The 20,076-nt window shown below is 58.8% G+C and carries 23 protein-coding genes, 1 tRNA gene and 1 pseudogene; 12 read left to right on the top strand and 13 right to left on the bottom strand.

Translation table 11 applies throughout. The features are described from left to right. Nucleotides 1–21: 21 nt before the first annotated feature. On the bottom strand, nt 22–1,869 hold the full coding sequence (locus BAR1_RS09350) for an ABC-F family ATP-binding cassette domain-containing protein (protein ID WP_118944415.1): 1,848 nt from the start codon (nt 1,867–1,869) through the stop codon (nt 22–24). 130 nt (nt 1,870–1,999) lie between these two features. Between BAR1_RS09350 and ndk the strand changes: the two genes are divergently transcribed. Further along, nucleotides 2,000–2,422: a nucleoside-diphosphate kinase gene (gene ndk / locus BAR1_RS09345; protein ID WP_118942772.1), complete on the top strand. Its 423-nt coding sequence runs from the start codon at nt 2,000–2,002 to the stop codon at nt 2,420–2,422. 3 nt (nt 2,423–2,425) lie between these two features. On the opposite strand, the gene BAR1_RS09340 is transcribed toward ndk, so the two are convergent. From BAR1_RS09340 to BAR1_RS09335, 3 genes are all read right to left on the bottom strand, one after another. Continuing rightward, nucleotides 2,426–2,764, bottom strand: coding sequence for a TfoX/Sxy family DNA transformation protein (locus BAR1_RS09340; protein ID WP_118942771.1), 339 nt, complete (start codon nt 2,762–2,764; stop codon nt 2,426–2,428). Nucleotides 2,765–2,916: 152 nt separating this feature from the next. Beyond that, nucleotides 2,917–3,078: a hypothetical protein gene (locus BAR1_RS17960; protein WP_162891732.1), complete on the bottom strand. Its 162-nt coding sequence runs from the start codon at nt 3,076–3,078 to the stop codon at nt 2,917–2,919. A gap of 237 nt (nt 3,079–3,315) precedes the next feature. Then, on the bottom strand, nt 3,316–3,543 hold the full coding sequence (locus BAR1_RS09335; protein WP_118942770.1) for a DUF2849 domain-containing protein: 228 nt from the start codon (nt 3,541–3,543) through the stop codon (nt 3,316–3,318). Nucleotides 3,544–3,690: 147 nt separating this feature from the next. Between BAR1_RS09335 and BAR1_RS09330 the strand changes: the two genes are divergently transcribed. After that, nucleotides 3,691–4,176, top strand: coding sequence for an Lrp/AsnC family transcriptional regulator (locus BAR1_RS09330; RefSeq protein ID WP_118942769.1), 486 nt, complete (start codon nt 3,691–3,693; stop codon nt 4,174–4,176). A 14-nt stretch (nt 4,177–4,190) separates the two neighbouring features. Here BAR1_RS09330 and BAR1_RS09325 read toward each other — a convergent pair. Beyond that, a tRNA-Asn gene (locus BAR1_RS09325) sits at nt 4,191–4,265 on the bottom strand. A gap of 67 nt (nt 4,266–4,332) precedes the next feature. Further along, nucleotides 4,333–5,241, bottom strand: a complete 909-nt coding sequence (locus BAR1_RS09320) for an MBL fold metallo-hydrolase (protein WP_118942768.1) — start codon at nt 5,239–5,241, stop codon at nt 4,333–4,335. Nucleotides 5,242–5,284: 43 nt separating this feature from the next. Here BAR1_RS09320 and BAR1_RS09315 point away from each other — a divergent pair, with 43 nt between their 5' ends. Then, complete coding sequence (locus BAR1_RS09315; RefSeq protein ID WP_118942767.1) at nt 5,285–6,604, top strand: ATP-binding protein; 1,320 nt, start codon at nt 5,285–5,287, stop codon at nt 6,602–6,604. A gap of 3 nt (nt 6,605–6,607) precedes the next feature. Here the strand turns inward: BAR1_RS09315 and BAR1_RS09310 are convergent, their stop codons facing one another. The 7 genes from BAR1_RS09310 to BAR1_RS09280 all read right to left on the bottom strand — a co-directional run bounded on the left by BAR1_RS09310 (nt 6,608) and on the right by BAR1_RS09280 (nt 12,412). Continuing rightward, nucleotides 6,608–7,087 (bottom strand): helix-turn-helix transcriptional regulator, encoded by a 480-nt coding sequence (locus BAR1_RS09310; protein WP_118942766.1) that lies wholly within the window; start codon nt 7,085–7,087, stop codon nt 6,608–6,610. A 57-nt stretch (nt 7,088–7,144) separates the two neighbouring features. After that, on the bottom strand, nt 7,145–7,531 hold the full coding sequence (locus BAR1_RS09305) for a PepSY domain-containing protein (protein WP_118942765.1): 387 nt from the start codon (nt 7,529–7,531) through the stop codon (nt 7,145–7,147). Between the two features lie 137 nt (nt 7,532–7,668). Then, on the bottom strand, nt 7,669–8,004 hold the full coding sequence (locus BAR1_RS17955) for a protein kinase family protein (RefSeq protein ID WP_162891731.1): 336 nt from the start codon (nt 8,002–8,004) through the stop codon (nt 7,669–7,671). A gap of 226 nt (nt 8,005–8,230) precedes the next feature. Continuing rightward, nucleotides 8,231–10,051: a translational GTPase TypA gene (typA, locus tag BAR1_RS09295; protein ID WP_118942764.1), complete on the bottom strand. Its 1,821-nt coding sequence runs from the start codon at nt 10,049–10,051 to the stop codon at nt 8,231–8,233. Nucleotides 10,052–10,189: 138 nt separating this feature from the next. After that, nucleotides 10,190–11,404, bottom strand: a complete 1,215-nt coding sequence (locus BAR1_RS09290) for an NADP-dependent isocitrate dehydrogenase (protein WP_118942763.1) — start codon at nt 11,402–11,404, stop codon at nt 10,190–10,192. Nucleotides 11,405–11,535: 131 nt separating this feature from the next. Further along, nucleotides 11,536–11,751 (bottom strand): hypothetical protein, encoded by a 216-nt coding sequence (locus tag BAR1_RS09285; protein WP_118942762.1) that lies wholly within the window; start codon nt 11,749–11,751, stop codon nt 11,536–11,538. Nucleotides 11,752–11,758: 7 nt separating this feature from the next. Then, nucleotides 11,759–12,412 (bottom strand): alpha/beta hydrolase, encoded by a 654-nt coding sequence (locus BAR1_RS09280; protein WP_118942761.1) that lies wholly within the window; start codon nt 12,410–12,412, stop codon nt 11,759–11,761. 149 nt (nt 12,413–12,561) lie between these two features. Here BAR1_RS09280 and iscR point away from each other — a divergent pair, with 149 nt between their 5' ends. The 9 genes and pseudogenes from iscR (at nt 12,562) to BAR1_RS09235 (ending at nt 19,987) form a co-directional block, all read left to right on the top strand. Further along, a complete protein-coding gene (gene iscR, locus BAR1_RS09275; protein WP_118944414.1) occupies nt 12,562–13,023 on the top strand; it encodes a Fe-S cluster assembly transcriptional regulator IscR in 462 nt (153 codons plus the stop codon). 103 nt (nt 13,024–13,126) lie between these two features. Next, the gene (locus BAR1_RS09270) at nt 13,127–14,176 is read left to right on the top strand and encodes a cysteine desulfurase family protein (RefSeq protein ID WP_118942760.1); all 1,050 of its coding nucleotides are present in this window, start codon (nt 13,127–13,129) and stop codon (nt 14,174–14,176) included. A 10-nt stretch (nt 14,177–14,186) separates the two neighbouring features. Next, on the top strand, nt 14,187–15,710 hold the full coding sequence (gene sufB, locus BAR1_RS09265; RefSeq protein ID WP_118944413.1) for a Fe-S cluster assembly protein SufB: 1,524 nt from the start codon (nt 14,187–14,189) through the stop codon (nt 15,708–15,710). Then, entirely contained in the window at nt 15,710–15,967 is a 258-nt protein-coding gene (locus BAR1_RS09260) for a hypothetical protein (protein ID WP_118942759.1), read from the top strand. The genes sufB and BAR1_RS09260 overlap by 1 nt, the downstream gene beginning before the upstream one ends. Next, a complete protein-coding gene (locus tag BAR1_RS09255; protein ID WP_118942758.1) occupies nt 15,964–16,284 on the top strand; it encodes a heavy metal-binding domain-containing protein in 321 nt (106 codons plus the stop codon). The genes BAR1_RS09260 and BAR1_RS09255 overlap by 4 nt, the downstream gene beginning before the upstream one ends. Nucleotides 16,285–16,319: 35 nt before the next feature. Next, nucleotides 16,320–17,075 carry a Fe-S cluster assembly ATPase SufC gene (sufC, locus tag BAR1_RS09250; RefSeq protein WP_118942757.1) on the top strand — a complete coding sequence of 252 codons (756 nt, stop codon included), beginning with the start codon at nt 16,320–16,322 and terminating at the stop codon, nt 17,073–17,075. Further along, a pseudogene (locus BAR1_RS09245) lies at nt 17,066–18,271 on the top strand (SufB/SufD family protein); the annotation flags it as partial. The gene sufC and the pseudogene BAR1_RS09245, both read left to right, overlap by 10 nt. A gap of 4 nt (nt 18,272–18,275) precedes the next feature. Then, entirely contained in the window at nt 18,276–18,767 is a 492-nt protein-coding gene (locus BAR1_RS09240) for a YIP1 family protein (protein ID WP_118942755.1), read from the top strand. Beyond that, nucleotides 18,764–19,987, top strand: coding sequence for a cysteine desulfurase (locus tag BAR1_RS09235; RefSeq protein WP_118942754.1), 1,224 nt, complete (start codon nt 18,764–18,766; stop codon nt 19,985–19,987). Before BAR1_RS09240 ends, BAR1_RS09235 begins: the two co-directional genes overlap by 4 nt. The last annotated feature ends 89 nt before the right edge of the window (nt 19,988–20,076 follow it).

The following is a 20,076-nucleotide window of genomic DNA, read 5'->3' as shown; positions in this document are numbered from 1 at the left end:
ATTCATTTAAACGAGACATGCTCATTTCTCGGCTTTTTCCAGCTTTTCCAATGCCTTCATCCACATATCATCCGCGCGATCCAAAGCGTTCATCACCTCGGAGTATTTGCGCTGCCACGGTTCGGCGCGGTTGCCCGCGTCCTCGTCATAGAGCGCCGGATCGGCCAGTTTCTTTGCCAGTTTGTCGCGCATTTCGTTCAACTTGTTGACCCGTTCCTCACATTTGCGCACATCGGCGCGCAAGGCAAGGATGGTGTCGCGGCTGGCGCGTTTGGGGGCGGCTTTGGCTTTCTTGGGCCTGTCCGGTGCCTCTTTGGTCAGCAGATCCTTGCGATAGGCTTCCAGATCTTCCTGCCAGACACTGACATGGCCGTCCTTGACCAGCCACAGACGGTCCGCAACCATCGACAGCAGGTGCATATCGTGGCTGATCAGGATCACGGCGCCGGAATAGGCGGTCAGCGCCTCGACCAATGCTTCGCGGCTTTCGATATCAAGGTGGTTTGTGGGTTCGTCCAGAATCAGCAGATGTGGCGCGGGCAGGGTTGCCAGCAGCAGCGACAACCGCGCCTTTTGCCCGCCGGACAGGCGTCCGACCTCGGTTTCCGCCTGATCCGGGCCAAGGCCGAAACCGGCCAGACGTGCGCGCAGACGCGCCTCGCCCTCGTCCGGACGTTCACGGCGCAGGTGCTGGATCGGGGTTTCGTCAATGAACAATTCGTCCACCTGATGCTGGGCGAAAAAGCCGATCCGCAGCTTGCGCGAGGTCTGCATATTGCCCGACATTGGATCAAGTCTGCCCGATAGAAGTTTGGCAAGAGTGGATTTTCCCTGACCGTTCTTGCCCAGCAGCGCGATGCGGTCGTCCTGATCAATCCGCAGGTTCAGGTTTTTCAGAATGGCCTTGCCATCATAGCCTACAGACACACCTTCGGTGGCGATGATGGGGGGCGACAGTTCCTCGGGTTCCGGAAAGGTGAACACGGTGCGCGCGGCGTCTTCGGGCGCGCGGATGGTTTCCATCTTTTCCAGCATCTTGACCCGGCTTTGCGCCTGTTTGGCCTTGGATGCCTTGGCCTTGAAGCGGTCCACAAAGCTTTGCAAATGGGCGCGGTGGGCTTCCTGTTTCTTGGCCGCCGCCGCCTGCACCTCGCGTTGTGCCTTGCGCTGGCGCACGAACTGGTCGTAGGGGCCGGTGTAATAGGTCAACTGGCGGTTTTCCAGATGCAGGATTGCGCCAACCGCACGGTTCAGCAATTCGCGGTCGTGGGAAATGATCAGCACAGTGTGCGGGTATTTCACCAGATAGGCCTCGAGCCACAGCGCGCCTTCCAGATCCAGATAATTGGTCGGCTCGTCCAGCAGCAGGTAGTCGGGTTCGGAAAACAGCACGGCAGCCAAGGCCACCCGCATCCGCCAGCCGCCGGAAAAGGCGGAACAGGGCATGTGCTGTTCCTCGGCGTCAAACCCCAGACCCTTGAGGATCGAGGAGGCGCGGGCCTCGGCGGAATAGGCGTCGATATCGGCCAGACGGGTGTGGATGTCGGCGATGCGGTGCGGGTCCTTGGCGGTTTCGGATTCGGCCATCAAGGCGGCGCGTTCCACATCGGCAGCCAGAACGGTGTTCAGTAGGGACACCTCGTTGCCGGGCACTTCCTGACTGACGCCGCCGATGCGGGCGCGGGCGGGCAGGGTGATGGTGCCGGATTCGGACGGGATATCGCCACGGATCAGGTTGAACAGCGTGGTTTTACCCGCGCCGTTGCGCCCGATCAGGCCCACCTTGTGGCCCGTTGGAATGACAGCGCTGGCCCCTTCAAATAGCGGGCGGCCCTGGATTGCGTAGTTCAGATCATTGATGCGTAACATGGGGGCGGTTTGCAGGATGTTGCGGGGAAGGTCAATCACCGCTTTTCAAGGGCGCGCGGGCATGTTAGCAGGGCGGCGAAATTATCACGGGGCGGGCAGGGGCCTGCCCCATAAACAGGAAGAGACCATCATGGCCATTCAACGCACCTTCAGCATCATCAAGCCCGATGCCACCAAACGCAACCTGACCGGCAAGATCATCGCCAAATTCGAAGAGGCCGGCCTGCGGGTTGTTGCCTCCAAGCGCATCCAGCTGACACTGGCGCAGGCGCAGGAATTCTATGGTGTTCACAAGGAACGCCCCTTCTTTGACGAGCTGTGCGAATTCATGATTTCCGAACCGATCGTTGTTCAGGTTCTGGAAGGTGAAGACGCCATTGCCAAAAACCGCGAAGTCATGGGCGCCACAAACCCGGCCGATGCGGCTGATGGCACCATCCGCAAGGAATTCGCCCTGTCGATCGGCGAAAACTCGGTTCACGGGTCGGACGCACCGGAAACTGCGGCTGTTGAAATCGCTTACTTCTTCTCGGGTCTTGAAATCGTAGGCTAATCCCTACCTTTCAATCACCCCGATTCTATCAAGGGCCGCTTCCAGTTCGGAGCGGCCTTTGTCATGTGCATTATCTGAAATACCGGCCTTGATCGCATCAAAGCGCACGCGCAGGGCCTTTTTCTCGTCCCCCTGGCAATCATTCCACGGCCGCCCCTGCAGCCCCATAACCATCGCGTAATAGCCGATGAAATGCGGTTTGCCGCCCGATTGCAGAAGTTTTCCATAGGCCGCATCCGGCCCAAGATCGCGCAATTGTTCTGCCGTGGTAATCCCCGCCCGCGCATAAACAGCGTCAGAGGCAGGGCCAAGGTTGCGAATACTGGAAACGGGATCAGGCATAGGCCAAAGCCTAGCGGTTCATTCCCGATAAGAAAACCCTGGAGCAAATCCAATCAAATTGAATTCACACAGAACCCCGAACGCATTTGCTTGCGCAAACGCTGCCTCGGGCTACTGTGTGAATACATGATCCTGAATAGATTGGATGCGCTCTAGATGCTGGCCCAGTCGGTTATCAGTTGAAATTTGGGCTTTTCCTCGGCTTTCGGGGCAGCTTGCACCCCTTCCAGACGCTCGGTGACATAGCCGATTTTGCGCGGCTGTGGTTCGGGTGCGGATTGTGCCTGATCTTCACGTGGCTGATAGCTTGCCATGGTCTTGCTCCTGATAGGGACCGCTGCGGTCCGGTTGCCTCTGTTCTCTCCTCCCTTGGCACCTCGTTGTTCGGGCGCTGTTTGATAAGAGGGGATCACGTCACTGTGGGTATTCGTGGGGCGAAATGGGGCAAGAATGTGGCGGCGTTGTGTGGGCAAAATTGCGCCCCGCTACATCTTGTGTGTAGCGGGGCGTTTGATCGAATTGGACAGAGATTTATTGGCGGAATGTGCGATTTATGCCGCAGCCAGTCGGGCAAACCCGAATTCCCCCTCAACGGCATCCACCAGCCTTGCACCGGTGACTTCGCGCAGGCGCTGCGCAAAGGCCAGGCGCCAGTCGAAATCCTCGGCCCCCAGCAATTCGGCCATTGTGACATCGCCGGTCCAGGCATCGCAAGAGGTCAGGTAAACGGTTTCGCCGCCAGATACGGAAACGGCCGAGATTACTTTGGCATGTGTCATCTTAGGCTCCTTGAATAGGGGTTGTGCTTTGATGTTAGTATAGAATATTGTTCTATCAATCGGCCATATGCTAAACAAATAAAGGGTAATATAGGCTGAAACTATATCAATTCGGAACATATGTTCCGCATCGAGAGGGGATTTGGAATGAACGCACAACTTGACGGGCTGGACCGGAAAATCCTTGCGCAGCTGCAAGAGGATGCGTCGCTGTCGCTGGACGAAATTGCCCGCAAAGTGGGGTCTTCCAAGACGCCCGTGTGGAACCGGATTCGCAAACTGAAGGCGGCGGGGGTGATCGGGCGGCAAACGGTGCTGCTGGATCCGCTGTCGCTGGGGCTTGAGGCCTGTTTCTTTGTGCTGGTGCGCACCAGTGAACATGATGCGGATTGGCAGGCGCGGTTTTTGGCAACGCTCAAGGCGCGCCCCGAAGTGATGGAGGCGCATCGTCTGGCCGGGGACATTGATTACATCCTGAAAGTGCGGGTGAAGAATGCCAAGGCCTATGACGATTTCTATCAGGCGCTGATTGCCGAGGTGAAGATTTTCAATGTCACAGCGCTTTTGTCGATGGAAGAGATTAAATCAACGACAGTGCTGCCGGTGGGCGCGGACGAACGGCCTGTGGCCTGATTTATAAGGGATAATGGCTCCGACGGTAGGGATCGAACCTACGACCAATTGATTAACAGTCAACTGCTCTACCACTGAGCTACGTCGGAACATGTGGGCGGATATAGCAACGGGTTCGGGGCGCGTCCAGAGGGATTTTCAACAAAACGCAATTTTCTACAGGCGGATGAATTCGCTGTCTTGTGACAGGGTTTTCAGGGGCTTGATCCGCTTGCGCGTGGTCAGGTCAATCAGATGGGCGAAAACATTTCTTTGTGCCGCGGGGATCAGCGCGGGGGGAGTGTCGGTGTAAACCTGTTTGGTCAGGGTGGCGACACTCGCGGGCCTGTCCCCCAGCGCCGCCAGAATCTGCGCCTCGCGGGACTGGCGATGGTTGATCAGCCACTGGATGCGTTTTGCCGGCTGGGTGATCGGCGCGCCGTGGCCGGAATGGTAAATCGCATCATCCCGCGCCGCCAGACGGGCGCAAGAGGCCATGAATTGCGTCAGATCGCCATCAGGGGGTGAAACCAGCGAACTGGCCCAGCCCATCACATGATCGCCGGTGAACAGCACATCCCCCCATGCAAAACACAGGTGGTTGCCGATATGGCCGGGGGTCCAAAGCGCTTGCAGGGTCCAGTCGGGGCCGGTGATGTCCTCGTTATCCTGCAAGATGCGATCGGGGCGAAAACCGGCGTCGATGCCTTCGCCGCCGCCGGTCAGGCCACGGGCCACCAGATCGGCCATCACTTCGCTGCGACCCGCGGTGCTGTCACCATAGGCCATGACGGGGGCGCCTGTAGCCTCGGCCAGCGGGCGGGCAAGGGGGGAATGGTCGGTGTGGCTGTGGGTGACAAGGATGGCGGTGATCACTTCGCCTTTGGTGGCGCTCATAATGGCATCGAAATGGGCGGGGATGGCGGGGCCGGGGTCGATCAGCGCCACTTGCCCGTGCCCGACGATATAGGTGTTGGTGCCGCGCCATGTCATCGGCGAGGGGTTGGGCGCAAGGATGCGGCGCAGGTCTGGTGCCAGTTGTTCGGCCACACCTGCGGGCGGGTTGAAATCTGCGTCCATCGTCATAATCCGGCTTCCCCTTGTGGCTGCGTCCCGTTACGCTTCTATTATGAACTTTAAATGGCTCAAACGCTATATGCCCCGCAGCCTTTATGGCCGCGCGGCGTTGATTCTGCTGGTGCCGATCGTGACGACGCAACTGGTTGTCTCGGTCGTGTTTGTCCAACGGTATTACGAGGCCGTGACGGTGCAGATGACCCGCAGCGTGGTGCACGAGCTGGAGTATTTGTTGCGTCAGGTCAATGCCGCGCCGGATGTTGAAACGGCAGCCGGTCACCTGGCCGGGTTGCAAGAGCCCTTGGCGATGGAGATTACATTGCCGGCGAGGGACAGCGGGCAGGAACGCCGTGCCTTTGCCGATCTGTCGGGGCGGGCGATGATCAAGACCCTGCGCGGCGGGGTTGAAGGCGTAAAAGCCGTTGATCTGCTTGGCAATGACGATCTGGTGCAGGTCTGGATTGCAACCCGCTTTGGTGACATGAAGGTGGTGTTCGACCGGCTGCGTGTTTCGGCCCGCAATCCGCACCAGTTGCTGGTGCTGATGTTGTTCACCGGTATTCTGATGACCCTGATCGCCATCATTTTCCTGCGTAACCAGTTACGCCCGATCAAACGGCTGGCGGCGGCCTCCGAGGCCTTTGGCAAGGGGCAGGTGGTGCCGTTCCATCCGACCGGCGCGATTGAGGTGCGGGCGGCAGGCAATGCCTTTCTGGCGATGCGGACACGGATCGACCGGCAGATTGAACAGCGCACGATGATGCTGTCCGGTGTCAGCCATGATTTGCGCACGCCTTTGACACGGCTGAAACTGGGCCTGTCGATGATGGAAGAAGGCGAAGATACCGCCGATCTGTTGCAGGATGTGGCCGATATGGAAGGGCTGCTGGACGGGTTTCTGGATTTTGCCCGTGGGGATGCCGGGGAAGAGCCGCAAGAGGTTGACCCGCTGGACCTGGTCCGGCAGGCCGTCAGCAATGCGCACAGGGCTGGCAAGGCGGTGGAGCTGGGCAAGGTCAGCGGCGAGGGCAAGATGATGCTGCGCCCCAAGGTGGTGCTGCGGGCGGTGGAAAACCTGATCGGCAATGCGGTGCGCTATGGCAGCCGTGCGGTGGTGTCGGTGGTGATGACGGACCGCACACTGGTAATCAGCGTCGAGGATGACGGGCCGGGGATTGCCGTCAAGGATCGCGACGAGGCGCTGAAACCGTTTTCCCGACTGGAGCCGGCCCGCAACCAGAACAAGGGGTCCGGCGTCGGGCTGGGCCTGTCGATCGCGCTGGATGTGGCGCGGGCGCATGGTGGGTCATTACGGCTGGGGGAAAGCGAAACGCTGGGCGGGTTGAAGGTGGATCTGGTGCTGGCGCGGTAAGGGCTAAAGCAACAGATCCTCGACCAGCAGCGCCATCAGTTGCGATTTGCCGTTCACACCGGCTTTTTTGTATATCGCGGTGCCCTGGGTTTTGACCGTGCCTTCACGGGTGTTGCGCAACTGGGCGATTTCGGAAACCGACATGCCCTTCAGGATGTACCACGCCACTTCGGTTTCGGCCGGTGTCAGGCCCAGTTTGGCGAAATATTCGCGAACCACATCGGTGAACTGACCGGCCGTCAGCCGTTGTGCTGTCTTTGCTCGCTGCATCTCGCGTCGTGCGGTAATCGCCAGTGCGACCCCCATCAGACTGCCCAGTATCAGCCCCAGTGTGGCACCGATTTCGACAATTTCGCGTTGCTCCCAACGCAAGGGGATAACGGGCAGGCCCAGAACCGAGGCCAGAATTTCCCACAGGAAATAGGCGCCGCAAATCATTTGCAGCGCCACCAGAAACCAGACGATCAGGGGGTGTCTCAACATCGCCTGAACCTTTGTTGGCGTATGAGAGCGATGTTATATGTGCGTGCGCGCATCTTCCTAGAACCCTCCGGGGCCGCTACCACCGCCCCCAGGACCACCGGGACCACCACCGGGACCATTGCCACCACCTGGCCCGCCCATATCTCCGGGGTCGGGTGTGTCCATGCCGGTCGGATCGGACGGCATGTTGGAATCGGGGCTTGCATTGAAAACCTGATCATTCAGGATCGCCCCCGAGCGGCGGTTCAACACCACTTCACGCAGGATCTGGCCTTTTTTGGCAACGATCAGAATGCGTCCAAGCCATGTACGGCGCACTTCCGAAACCTTGTATCCCTCGCCTTGCAGCATTTGCACAGCCGGTGCAGTGACATCGGTTTGGGCAAGGGCAGGAGAGGCCCAGCCCAAAAGCAGAATGAATGTCCAGACCATCGCGTGTTTCATCACAAGAATCCTGAGGTTAAGGAGTGCGTTGTCCCGCGTCTATTCCCCCTGCGCAATGCGATAAGATCACGCAGGGGGACGCGGGTGTCAACCGGGGATGGGACGATCGGTTGACACCCTTTCCATGGGCAAAGGGATTAAGGGCGACCCGGGCCACCGGCACCACCACCGGCACCACCACCCATGCCAGCACCGGCACTGGCAGCAGCTGCGCCCATTTCGCCGGCGCCTTCACGGGTGCGTTCACGAGTGCGCTCGCGTGTTTGTTCCATGGTGGTCTGGCGATCTTCGCGGATGGCTGCAACCTGTTCCTTGATATCGGCGATTTGCTCGTCTGTCAGTGTGGACATGTCAATTTCTGTCACGGCAACTTCTTCGCCTGTGGCCGGGTTGGTTACGACGGGCACGTCCTGTGCCAGTGCGGGGAAAGCCGAGAAGGCCAGAGCAACGAATGTGAGTGATAGCTTGTTCATGGTAAACCTCGTTAAATATTTGGTGCGGCAGGATCGCCACTGCCGTCAATGAAAGGGTTTTCGCCGCCATCCTCTATTGCGCCGAGGTCCTGTTTTGGCCCGCATAAGCAAAGGTCTTATGCCGTTCAGACCTGTGTCATATGAATAAATGCAAAAAAGCCCCGCAAATTGACTTGCGGGGCTTTTTCATCGGGCAAGGCCCGAAAATTATATTTTGAACCGGCGCTTATCCGTCAGTACGGGCGGCGCGTTTGCGTTCGTGCGGGTCCAGATGACGCTTGCGCATCCGAATCGCATTCGGTGTGACCTCGACCAACTCGTCATTGTCGATATAGGCAATCGCCTCTTCCAGTGACAGGGTGATCGGGGTGGTCAGGCGCACGGCCTCGTCCGTGCCCGAGGCCCGCACGTTGGAGAGTTTCTTGCCCTTCAGCGGGTTCACTTCCAGATCGTTTTCACGGCTGTGCTGGCCGATGATCATGCCGGTGTAAACCTGTTCCTGCGCACCGATGAACATGCGGCCGCGATCCTCGAGGTTGAACAGCGCGTAAGCCACCGAAACCCCGTTTTCCATCGAGATCAAAACACCGGCCCGACGGCCCGGGATCGACCCCTTGTGCGGCGCCCATTCGTGGAACACACGGTTCAGCACACCGGTGCCGCGGGTGTCGGTCATGAATTCACCGTGATAGCCGATCAATCCGCGTGATGGCACATGGGCGATGATGCGGGTTTTGCCAACACCGGCGGGTTTCATTTCTGCCAGCGCGCCCTTGCGCGGGCCGGTCAGCTTTTCGATCACGACGCCGGAATATTCGTCATCCACATCAATGGTGACTTCTTCGATCGGCTCGCAACGCTGCCCGTCGATTTCCTGAAACAGAACCTGCGGGCGGGAAATCGACAACTCGAACCCCTCGCGGCGCATGTTCTCGATAAGAACACCCATCTGCAATTCGCCACGGCCCGCAACCTCGAAGGCCTCGCCGCCCGGGGTGTCGGTGACGCGGATGGCGACATTGGTTTCGGCCTCTTTCATCAGGCGGTCCCGGATCACGCGTGATTGCACCTTTTTGCCGTCACGACCGGCCAAGGGGCTGTCGTTGATGCCAAAGGTGACGGTGATGGTGGGCGGATCAATCGGCTGGGCCGGAATCGCGGTATCGACATCCAGCGCACAAAGCGTATCGGCTACGGTGGCCGTTGCCATGCCGGCAATGGACACGATATCGCCGGCTTCGGCTACATCAATCGGCTTTTGGTCCAACCCGCGGAAGGCCAGAATTTTGGTGACGCGGAATTGTTCGATCTTTTCGCCTTCGCGCGACAGGGCCTTGATGGTTTCGCCAACCTTCAACGTGCCGCTTTCAACGCGACCGGTCAAAAGGCGGCCGATGAACGGGTCAGCCCCCAATGTGGTGGCCAGCATCGAGAACGGCTCGTCCCGGCGGGCGATCTGTGCGGGGGCGGGGACGTGCTGAACGATCAGGTCAAACAGCGCATCCAGATTTTCGCGCTTGCCGTCCAGTTCCATATCGGCCCATCCCGAGCGGCCCGAGGCATACATGGCGGGGAAATCAAGCTGCTCGTCGGTGGCGTCCAGATTGGCGATCAGGTCGAACACCTCGTCCAGCGCGCGGTCGGGTTCGGCGTCGGGTTTGTCCACCTTGTTCAGAACCACAATCGGGCGCAGACCCAGCGCCAGCGCCTTGGAGGTTACGAATTTGGTCTGCGGCATCGGCCCTTCGGCCGCGTCCACCAACAGCACAACACCATCCACCATCGACAGGATGCGTTCAACCTCGCCGCCGAAATCGGCGTGGCCGGGGGTGTCGACGATGTTGATGCGAATGCCTTTCCATTCCACCGAAGTGGCCTTGGCAAGGATGGTAATGCCGCGTTCGCGTTCCAGGTCGTTGCTGTCCATCGCACGTTCGACGGTGGCCTCGTTGTCGCGATAGATGCCGGATTGCTTCAGCATTTCGTCCACCAGCGTGGTTTTGCCGTGGTCAACGTGAGCGATGATAGCGATATTTCGCATGTCCATAGGAATAAGCCTTTTCGGGATGTTTGGGGCGCGCATACCCTGCCTTTGCCACAAAGGAAAGCCCCTATGGCCGGGAAAACACGAAAAAGGGCGAAGGCTATTGCGCCTCCGCCCCTGTTTTTCGTGGTCTGGCAGGGATCAGCCGGCCAGCGCCTTGTTCAGGTTGGTGTCGATGGCTTCAAGGAAGCCTTCGGTCGTCAGCCATTTCTGTTCGGGGCCAACCAGCAGGGCCAGATCCTTGGTCATCTGGCCGCTTTCAACCGTGTCGACAACCACTTTTTCCAGCGTTTCGGCAAAGGTTTTCAGGGCGTCATTGCCGTCCAGCTTGGCACGGTGCTTCAGACCGCCGGTCCAGGCATAGATCGAGGCGATCGAGTTGGTCGAGGTCGCTTCGCCCTTCTGGTGCTGGCGATAGTGGCGGGTGACGGTGCCGTGGGCCGCTTCGGCCTCGACGACCTTGCCATCCGGTGTCATCAGGATCGAGGTCATCAAACCCAGCGAACCAAAGCCCTGCGCCACGGTGTCCGATTGTACGTCGCCATCGTAGTTTTTACAGGCCCAGACGAATTTGCCCGACCATTTCATTGCGGCAGCGACCATGTCGTCAATCAGGCGGTGTTCATAAGTGATGCCCTTATCGGCGAATTTTTCGGCGAATTCGGCGTCGAACACTTCCTGAAAAAGATCCTTGAAACGGCCGTCATAGGCCTTGAGGATGGTGTTTTTTGTCGACAGATACACCGGCCAGCCCAGATTCAGGCCATAGTTCAGCGAGGCGCGGGCAAAATCGCGGATGCTGTCATCACGGTTGTACATACCCATGTAAACGCCGGCCGACGGGGCATCATACACCAGCTTTTCGATCACGGTGCCGTCTTCGCCCTCGTATTTCATGGTCAGCTTGCCCTTGCCGGGATAGCGGAAATCGGTGGCTTTATACTGATCCCCAAAGGCGTGGCGGCCAATGACGATCGGGTCGGTCCAGCCGGGCACAAGGCGCGGTACGTTTTGACAGATGATCGGCGCGCGGAACACCACACCGCCCAGAATGTTGCGGATGGTGCCGTTTGGCGATTTCCACATTTTCTTCAGGCCGAATTCCTCGACCCGGGCTTCATCGGGGGTGATGGTCGCGCATTTCACGCCAACACCGTATTTCTGGATCGCATGGGCGGCATCAATGGTAATCTGGTCGTCTGTGCGGTCGCGCTCTTCCATGCCCAGATCGTAGTATTTCAGATCGATGTCCAGATAGGGCAGGATCAGCTTTTTCTTGATGAAATCCCAGATGATGCGGGTCATTTCGTCGCCGTCGAGTTCGACGACGGGGTTTTCTACCTTGATCTTGGTCATAGGGTGCTCCGGTTTGATATGGATTCGCTTGCCTGCCTTCTAGCGCAAAGACGGGCAGGGGGAAAGACTGTATGCGGTCGTATACCGTAATTTCACCTCCGCGCCGGTTAACAGGGCGTCCAGAGGGGTGTTCAGGCTTTTGTTTTGTTCAGCTTCGATAGATAGACCCGCGCCCGCCTGTCGGCTTTGCGCACGCGTATCGCGGTCATAAATGCCTCTTGGGTGGTGATGGAATCCGCGCCCAGAATTTCGGCAACACGTTCAATGATCATATCGTCCTCGTGTTCATCGACCGCTTTCAGGGCTTCCTTGGCCAGTTCATCGGCCAGATCCTCGACAATTCCCATGTTTTGGCTACCTTGTGGTTTCGGTCAGACGGCGACGGACATAGGTTTCGACGTTGCTTTGCAACGTGTCCATGTGCTCGTCCTCAAAGAAATGGCCCGAGCCCTCGATTTCCTGATGGGTGATTGTGATGCCCTTTTGCTCGTGCAGTTTTTCGACCAGCAACTGGGTGTCCTGCGGTGGCGCCACGCGGTCGGCGGTGCCGTTGATGATCAGACCCGAGGCCGGGCAGGGCGCAAGGAAGCTGAAGTCATACATGTTGGCCGGCGGCGAGACGCTGATAAAGCCGGTGATTTCGGGGCGGCGCATCAGCAGTTGCATGCCGATCCATGCACCGAAGGAAAATCCGGCGACCCAGCAGTGTTTGGAATTGGGGTTCAGGGTTTGCAGATAATCCAGCGCCGAGGCCGCATCGGACAATTCGCCAACGCCCTGGTCATATTCGCCCAGCGACCGGCCCACACCGCGGAAATTGAACCGCAGCACGGTAAAGCCCATGTTGTAGAAGGTGTAATGCAGGTTATAGACCAGCCGGTTGTTCATCGTGCCGCCAAACTGCGGATGCGGGTGCAAAACGATGGCAATCGGGGCGTCTTTGGCCTTTTGCGGGTGATAGCGGCCTTCCAGGCGGCCTTCGGGGCCGGGAAATATGACTTCGGGCATTCTTGTCGTCCTCTTATCTGGCGTGGGCGCGTTGACTGTATATCAATGGCACCTTAGACCTTTTCCATAACCGGTGAATGCGGTCAGGGGGTTTATTGGGAAGTAAGCGTCGTGGCGGCGAAGGTCAATATATTTGGGGGTGAATGGCGATGAAACTGAGCACAAAGGGCAGATATGCAATGGTTGCACTGGCCGATCTGGCCATTCAGCCTGATGGCGGGCTGGTATCCTTGGCCGAAATTTCGGCACGGCAGGATATTTCACTGCCCTATCTGGAACAGCTGTTCGTGAAACTGCGCCGTGCCGGTCTGGTGGAATCCGTGCGCGGGCCGGGCGGCGGGTACCGATTGACGCGCAACCCGTCCGAGATCCGGATTTCGGATGTGATGGTGGCGGTGGATGAAACGGTATCAGCGATGCACACGGGGGCGGGGGCCAAGGGGGCCGCGTCGGGATCAAAAGCGCAGTCGATGACCAACCGGTTGTGGGAAGGGTTGTCGGCGCATGTTTATGTGTTCTTGCACCAGACGCGCCTGTCGGATGTGATTGCCAACGAGCTGGCACCCTGTCCGGCGGTTCCGAACCTGTTCGAGGTGGTGGACGACAAATAGGGGTTGTGTCGCGCGATGCGCGTCACCCCGGGCGCGCCCCTGGCGGGGCGCGCGGTGCCTCCGGCGGAGGTATTTTCAGCAAGAAGAAGGAAAGGGCCGCGCTATGAAGCGGACATATCTGGATTGGAACGCAACGACGCCTTTGCGGGGCGAGGCGCGGGCGGCGATGATGGCGGCGATGGATGTGGTGGGTAATCCGTCCAGCGTGCATTTCGAGGGGCGCGCGGCGCTGGGGGTTGTGGCACGGGCGCGGGCACAGGTGGCGGCGGCCTTCGGGGCCGAGGGGGCGGATGTGATATTCACCGCCAGTGCGACCGAAGCGGCGGCGCTGGCGATGGCGGGCAGGGAGTTGCAGTGCGGTGCGGTAGAGCATGACGCAGTGGCGGCGTGGTGCGCGGCGGATTTGCCGGTGGATAGCGACGGGCGGGTGACGGTGGCTGATCCGGCAAAGGCGGCGTTGCAGGTGGCCAACAGCGAGACCGGCGTGGTGCAGGAACTGCCCGAAGGGCTGGCACTGACCGATGCGACGCAGGCCTTTGGCAAGCTGCCGTTTGCGTTCAACTGGTGCGGGGCGGAAATGGCGCTGATCTCGGCACACAAGCTGGGCGGGCCCAAAGGCGTTGGCGCTTTGGTGGTGAAACGCGGTAGCGACGTAAGCGCGCAGGTCAAAGGTGGCGGTCAGGAAATGGGCCGGCGTGCGGGCACCGAAAATGTCATAGGAATAGCGGGTTTTGGCGCGGCAGCCGAGGCCGCAGCGGCGGATCTGGTGCGCGGAATCTGGGACGAAGTTGCCGAAATTAGAAAGATTCTAGAAATTTCGCTGGCAGAATCGGAAAAAGATACTATTTTTGTCGGGAATGGAGTCGCGCGGCTTCCGAACACCTTATGTTTCGCCCTGCCGGGTTGGAAAGGCGAGACACAGGTGATGCAGATGGATCTGGCCGGTTTTGCGGTTTCTGCCGGTTCGGCCTGCTCAAGCGGCAAGGTGCGGTCCAGTCGGGTTTTGCGGGCGATGGGGTTTGACGACAATATTGCTGCCAGCGCGATCCGGGTCTCGATCGGGGCGGCGACGACAAAGGAAGATGTGCAGCGCTTTGCAAAAGCATGGGGCGCTGCGGCAAGGAAGTTTAAGGCGCGTCATGGCGCGGGATGAAGGAAACAAAATGGCTGCAACAGGCGATATGATTGCGAAAGAGGGCGTCGAGGAAGAAACCGTTGATGCGGTGCGCACCCTTGCCGACAATTACAAATACGGCTGGGAAACCGATATCGAGATGGACTATGCCCCCAAAGGGGTGAACACCGATATCGTGCGGCTGATTTCCGAAAAGAACGAGGAACCGGAATGGATGCTGGAATGGCGTCTGGCCGCCTTCGAGCGCTGGCAGAAGCTGAAAGAACCCACATGGGCGATGGTGAACTATCCCGATATCGATTTTCAGGACATTTACTATTACGCGCGCCCCAAGTCGATGGAGGTCAAACCGAAATCGCTGGACGAGGTGGACCCGAAACTGCTGGCGACCTATGAAAAACTGGGCATCCCACTGCAGGAGCAGATGATTTTGGCCGGTGTCGAGGGTGCCGAGGCCACGCCAGCCGACGGGCGCAAAGTGGCGGTGGACGCGGTGTTTGATTCCGTTTCCGTGGGCACCACGTTCCAGAAGGAACTGGCCGAGGCGGGCGTGATTTTCTGCTCGATCTCGGAAGCCATCCGCGAGCATCCCGAACTGGTGAAGAAATATCTGGGGTCTGTGGTGCCGGTGTCCGACAACTTCTATGCCACCCTGAACAGTGCGGTATTTTCCGACGGATCCTTCGTCTACATCCCGCCCGGCGTGCGCTGCCCGATGGAACTGTCCACCTATTTCCGCATCAATGCCGAAAACACCGGCCAGTTCGAACGCACCCTGATCATTGCCGACAAGGGCAGCTATGTCAGCTACCTTGAGGGCTGCACCGCGCCCAAACGCGACGTGGCGCAATTGCACGCCGCTGTGGTGGAAATCATCATCGAGGAAGACGCCGAGGTGAAATATTCCACCGTGCAGAACTGGTATCCGGGTGACGAGGACGGCAAGGGCGGGATTTACAATTTTGTCACCAAGCGGGCCGATTGCCGTGGCGACAATGCCAAGGTGATGTGGACACAGGTTGAAACCGGCTCGGCCGTGACGTGGAAATATCCAAGCTGTATTTTGCGTGGCGACAACACGCAGGGCGAGTTTTACTCGATCGCCATCACCAACAACTACCAGCAGGCCGATACCGGCACCAAAATGGTGCATCTGGGCAAGAATTCGAAATCGCGGATCGTGTCCAAAGGGATTTCGGCGGGGCGCGCACAGAACACCTATCGCGGGCTGGTGTCGATGCACCCAAAGGCCAAGAATTCGCGCAATTATACCCAGTGCGACAGCCTGTTAATCGGCGACAAATGCGGCGCGCACACGGTGCCCTATATCGAGGTGAAGAACAATTCGTCACGGGTGGAACACGAGGCCACGACCAGTAAGGTGGATGACGAACAGATGTTTTATTGTCGCCAGCGCGGCATGGACGAGGAAGAGGCGGTGGCGCTGATCGTCAACGGCTTTGCCAAGGAAGTGTTGCAGGCGCTGCCGATGGAATTTGCGATGGAAGCACAGGCGCTGGTGGCGATTTCGCTTGAGGGGTCTGTGGGGTAATGGAAGCCACCACCCCAAAACGCCTGCCGCCGCCCGAGCCGGTCCGCCTGATGATGACCGCATTCATGGCCTTCATCAAAGGGGCGGTGGTTTCGGCCATCGTGATTGCGCCGTTTCTGGGCATCTGGGCCGCTGTTGGCACGTCGCTGGCCTTTACCTCCTTCTGTGTCTGGCTGGCCCATAAAAAGGGGCCGGGTGTGGGGCTGGTGGAGCGCAAGAAACCCGCTGATACGAAAAATCCGGAGGTGCAGGAATGATCACGACCACCACACCCTCAATCGAGGGCCGAAAAATCACCGCCTACCACGGAATCGTTACCGGCGAGACCATCATGGGCGCCAATATCATGCGCGATATTGTGGCCTCGATCACCGATATCGTCGGGGGCCGTTCCGGCACCTACGAGGCCAAGTTGCAAGAGGGGCGCGAGATCGCCCTACAAGAGATGCAGCAACGCGCCACGGCGGCCGGCGGCAACGCCGTTGTCGGCGTCGATCTGGATTGCGAAGATCTGGGAAAGACCGGTTCAATGCTGATGGTATCGGCAACCGGCACTGCTGTAACCGTTGAATAGCTTATGAAAAACGAAGCGCGCTTTGAGGAAATAAAATGCTGAAAATCAATAACCTGCACGTCAAACTTGAAGACGAGGAAAAGCAAATCCTGAAAGGGGTCGATCTGGAAGTCGGGCCTGGTCAGGTGCATGCGATCATGGGGCCGAACGGCTCGGGTAAATCGACGCTGTCTTATGTGCTGTCGGGCCGTGATGGCTATGAGGTGACCGAAGGCACCGCCACGTTGGACGGGATTGACCTGCTGGGTCTGGACCCCGAAGAACGCGCCGCGATGGGGCTGTTTTTGGCGTTCCAGTATCCGGTAGAAATTCCCGGTGTGGGCAACATGACCTTCCTGCGCACCGCTGTGAACGCACAGCGCAAGGCACGGGGCGAGGAGGAACTGTCGGCAGGGGAATTCCTGAAGGTGATCCGCGCCAAGGCCAAGACGCTGAAGATTGACGCCGATATGCTGAAGCGCCCCGTCAACGTGGGCTTTTCGGGCGGCGAAAAGAAGCGCAACGAAATTCTGCAAATGGCGATGCTTGAGCCCAAGATGTGTATCTTGGATGAAACCGATTCCGGTCTGGATGTGGACGCGATGAAGCTGGTTTCCGAAGGCGTGAACGCGCTGCGCGACGGCAAGCGGTCGTTTCTGGTTATCACGCATTATCAACGGCTTCTGGACCATATCAAACCCGATGTGGTGCATATTATGGCCGATGGGCGGATCATCAAATCCGGTGGGCCGGAACTGGCGCTTGAAGTCGAGCACAACGGTTATGCCGATATTCTGGCGGAGGTTGCCTGATGGAAACTGCCCGCAAACAGGCGCAGGAACGGCTGGCCGCGATGGGCCTGCCACAGCGCCGTGATGAATACTGGAAATACACCCGCCCCGAGCTGCTGACCACTGATGATGTGGCGCCGGCCGCGATCCTTAATCTGGACGAAGCCCCGCTGTTTGACGCGATCGACCGGCTGAAAATCGTGTTTATCGACGGGGTTTATGATGCCGAAGCCTCCGACGATCTGTTAATGGCAGGGATCGAGATTGCCTTGCTGAAAGACGCGCCAGACTGGGCTGATGCGCTTTACGGCACGCTTGAGGCTGCGGGCCAAACCCCCGTTGCCCGCCCGCTGGCGGCCCTGAACAGCGCCAATGCCCGCGAAGGTGTGGTGATCCGTGCCACCGGCAAGGCTGCAAAACCTGTCAGCATGATTTATCTACGTAAATCAGAGACTTCGGATGTGATGCTACACCACGTTATCCGCGTGGAAGAGGGCGCTGATCTGACCATTCTGGAAAACGGCCCCGCTGGTGCGCGGTTCAATTCGGTGATGGAAGTGGACATTGCCGATGGCGCTGCTTTCCACCATGTCCGTGCGATGGGGCGCGACCACGAACGCCGCGCGGCCACGCATATTTTCGGACGCCTTGGCCATGAAAGCAAATTCAAAAGCTTTACCATGACGGTCAACGGCAAGCTGACCCGCAACGAAGTGGTGCTGGAGCTGACTGGCGACGATGCCATCGCCCATATCGCCGGTGCGGCGATGGGGGATGGTGATTTTCTGCATGACGACACCGTGTTCATCACCCACGACAGTCTGAATTGCGAAAGCCGTCAGGTGTTCAAAAAGGTGCTGCGCAATGGTGCGACCGGCGTGTTTCAGGGCAAGATTCTGGTAAAGCCGGGCGCCCAGAAAACCGATGGCTATCAAATGAGCCAATCGCTGTTGCTGGATGACGAGGCGCAGTTTTTCGGCAAGCCCGAGCTGGAGATTTACGCCGATGACGTGATGTGTAGTCACGGCTCGACCACCGGCGCGATTGACGACGAGGCGATGTATTACCTGCGCTCGCGCGGGGTGCCCAAGGTGGATGCGCAGGATATGCTGGTGCTGGCCTTCATGGCCGACGCGATAGACGAGATCGAGGACGAGGCAATCGCCGACGACATCCGCGCCCGTCTCGAGGGCTGGCTGGCCCGTCACAGGGGCTAATGTTGTGGCACTAACACAAGACATTGTCGCAACCTATCGCGGGCCGGGTCGGGTGGTGAAACGCCTGCTGGAAAAAGGCCGCAGCGAGCCTTTCGCGCTGTCCATTGCGATGGCGGGGTGCGTGGTGGCTTTTGTCGCGCAATGGCCGCGGATTTCGCGGGAATCCTACCTGCAAGGGGCCGAGAGCGAGGGCGCGCTGTCCTACTATTCGGCCTTTATCGCGCTGGTGTTCATCATGCCGGTGATCCTCTATGTGCTGGCCGCCGTGTCGCATCTGGTGGCGCGTCTGATGGGCGGGCAGGGCAGCGGATATGGCGCGCGGATTGCGGTGTTTTGGGCCTTTCTGGCCGCCGCCCCGCTGTTTTTATTACACGGGCTGGTGGCCGGTTTTATCGGGCCGGGGCAGCAGCAATCCATCGTTGGATTTCTTTGGTTCGCGGTGTTTGTCTGGTTCTGGATCGCAGGGGTGCGACAGGCGGAATGGGGAATGAAATGACGTATGATGTAAACGAAATCCGCAAGGATTTTCCTATTCTGTCGCGGCAGGTCAACGGTAAACCGCTGGTCTATCTGGACAATGGTGCCTCGGCGCAGAAACCGCAGGCGGTGATTGATGCGGTGACGCGTGGCTATGCCGAAGAATATGCCAATGTTCACAGGGGTTTACACTATCTTTCCAATCTGGCCACCGACAAATACGAGGCCGTGCGCGGCACTATTGCGCGGTTCCTGAACGTAGCGGATGAGCGCGAGATCGTGTTGAATTCCGGCACCACCGAGGGGATCAATATGGTCGCCTATGGCTGGGCGATGAACAACCTGAAGGCGGGCGATGAAATCATCCTGTCGGTGATGGAGCACCATGCCAATATCGTGCCGTGGCATTTCCTGCGCGAGCGTTTGGGCGTGGTGCTGAAATGGGTCGATATCGACGCGGTGGGTGATCTGGACCCGCAAAAGGTGATCGACGCCATCAGCGACAAAACCCGCCTGATTGCCGTCACCCATATGTCCAATGTGCTGGGCACGGTGGTAGATGTGAAAACCATCTGTCATGAGGCCCGCGCGCGCGGCATTCCGGTGCTGGTGGATGGCTCGCAAGCTACGGTGCATATGCCGGTGGATGTGACCGACATCGGCTGTGATTTTTACCCGATTACGGGGCACAAGCTGTATGGCCCGTCAGGGTCCGGCGCGATTTATGTACGCAAGGAACGGATGGCCGAAATGCAGCCCTTTATGGGCGGCGGTGACATGATCCGCGAGGTAACCCGCGATGAAGTCAGCTATAACGATCCGCCGATGATGTTCGAGGCCGGCACGCCGGGTATCGTGCAGACCATCGGTCTTGGCGTGGCGCTGGACTACATGATGGCGCTGGGGATGGACAACATCGCAGCACACGAGCGCCACTTGCGTGATTACGCGCGGGCGCGACTGGATGGTCTGAACTGGCTGAATGTGCAGGGGCAGTCCACCACCAAGGGCGCGATTTTTTCGTTCACCATGGAGGGGGCGGCCCATGCGCATGACCTGTCGACCGTGTTGGACAAGAAAGGCGTGGCCGTGCGGGCAGGGCATCACTGCGCCCAGCCATTGATGGAGTTTCTGGGGGTTCCGGCCACAGCGCGGGCGTCGTTCGGCCTGTATAACACCACTGACGAGGTGGATGTGCTGATCGATGCGCTGGAGCTGTGCCACGAACTATTTGCCTGAAGGCGTATCGGAAAATTTCAGCCTATACCTAAAATAGTTCCAATAAAGATATAAAAGATTTGAAAGTTTGATCTACATCAAGGAATCCC

The sequence above is a fragment of the Profundibacter amoris genome, assembly GCF_003544895.1.
Lineage (GTDB): Bacteria > Pseudomonadota > Alphaproteobacteria > Rhodobacterales > Rhodobacteraceae > Profundibacter > Profundibacter amoris.
This window is presented reverse-complemented; position numbering and strand designations above follow the sequence as displayed.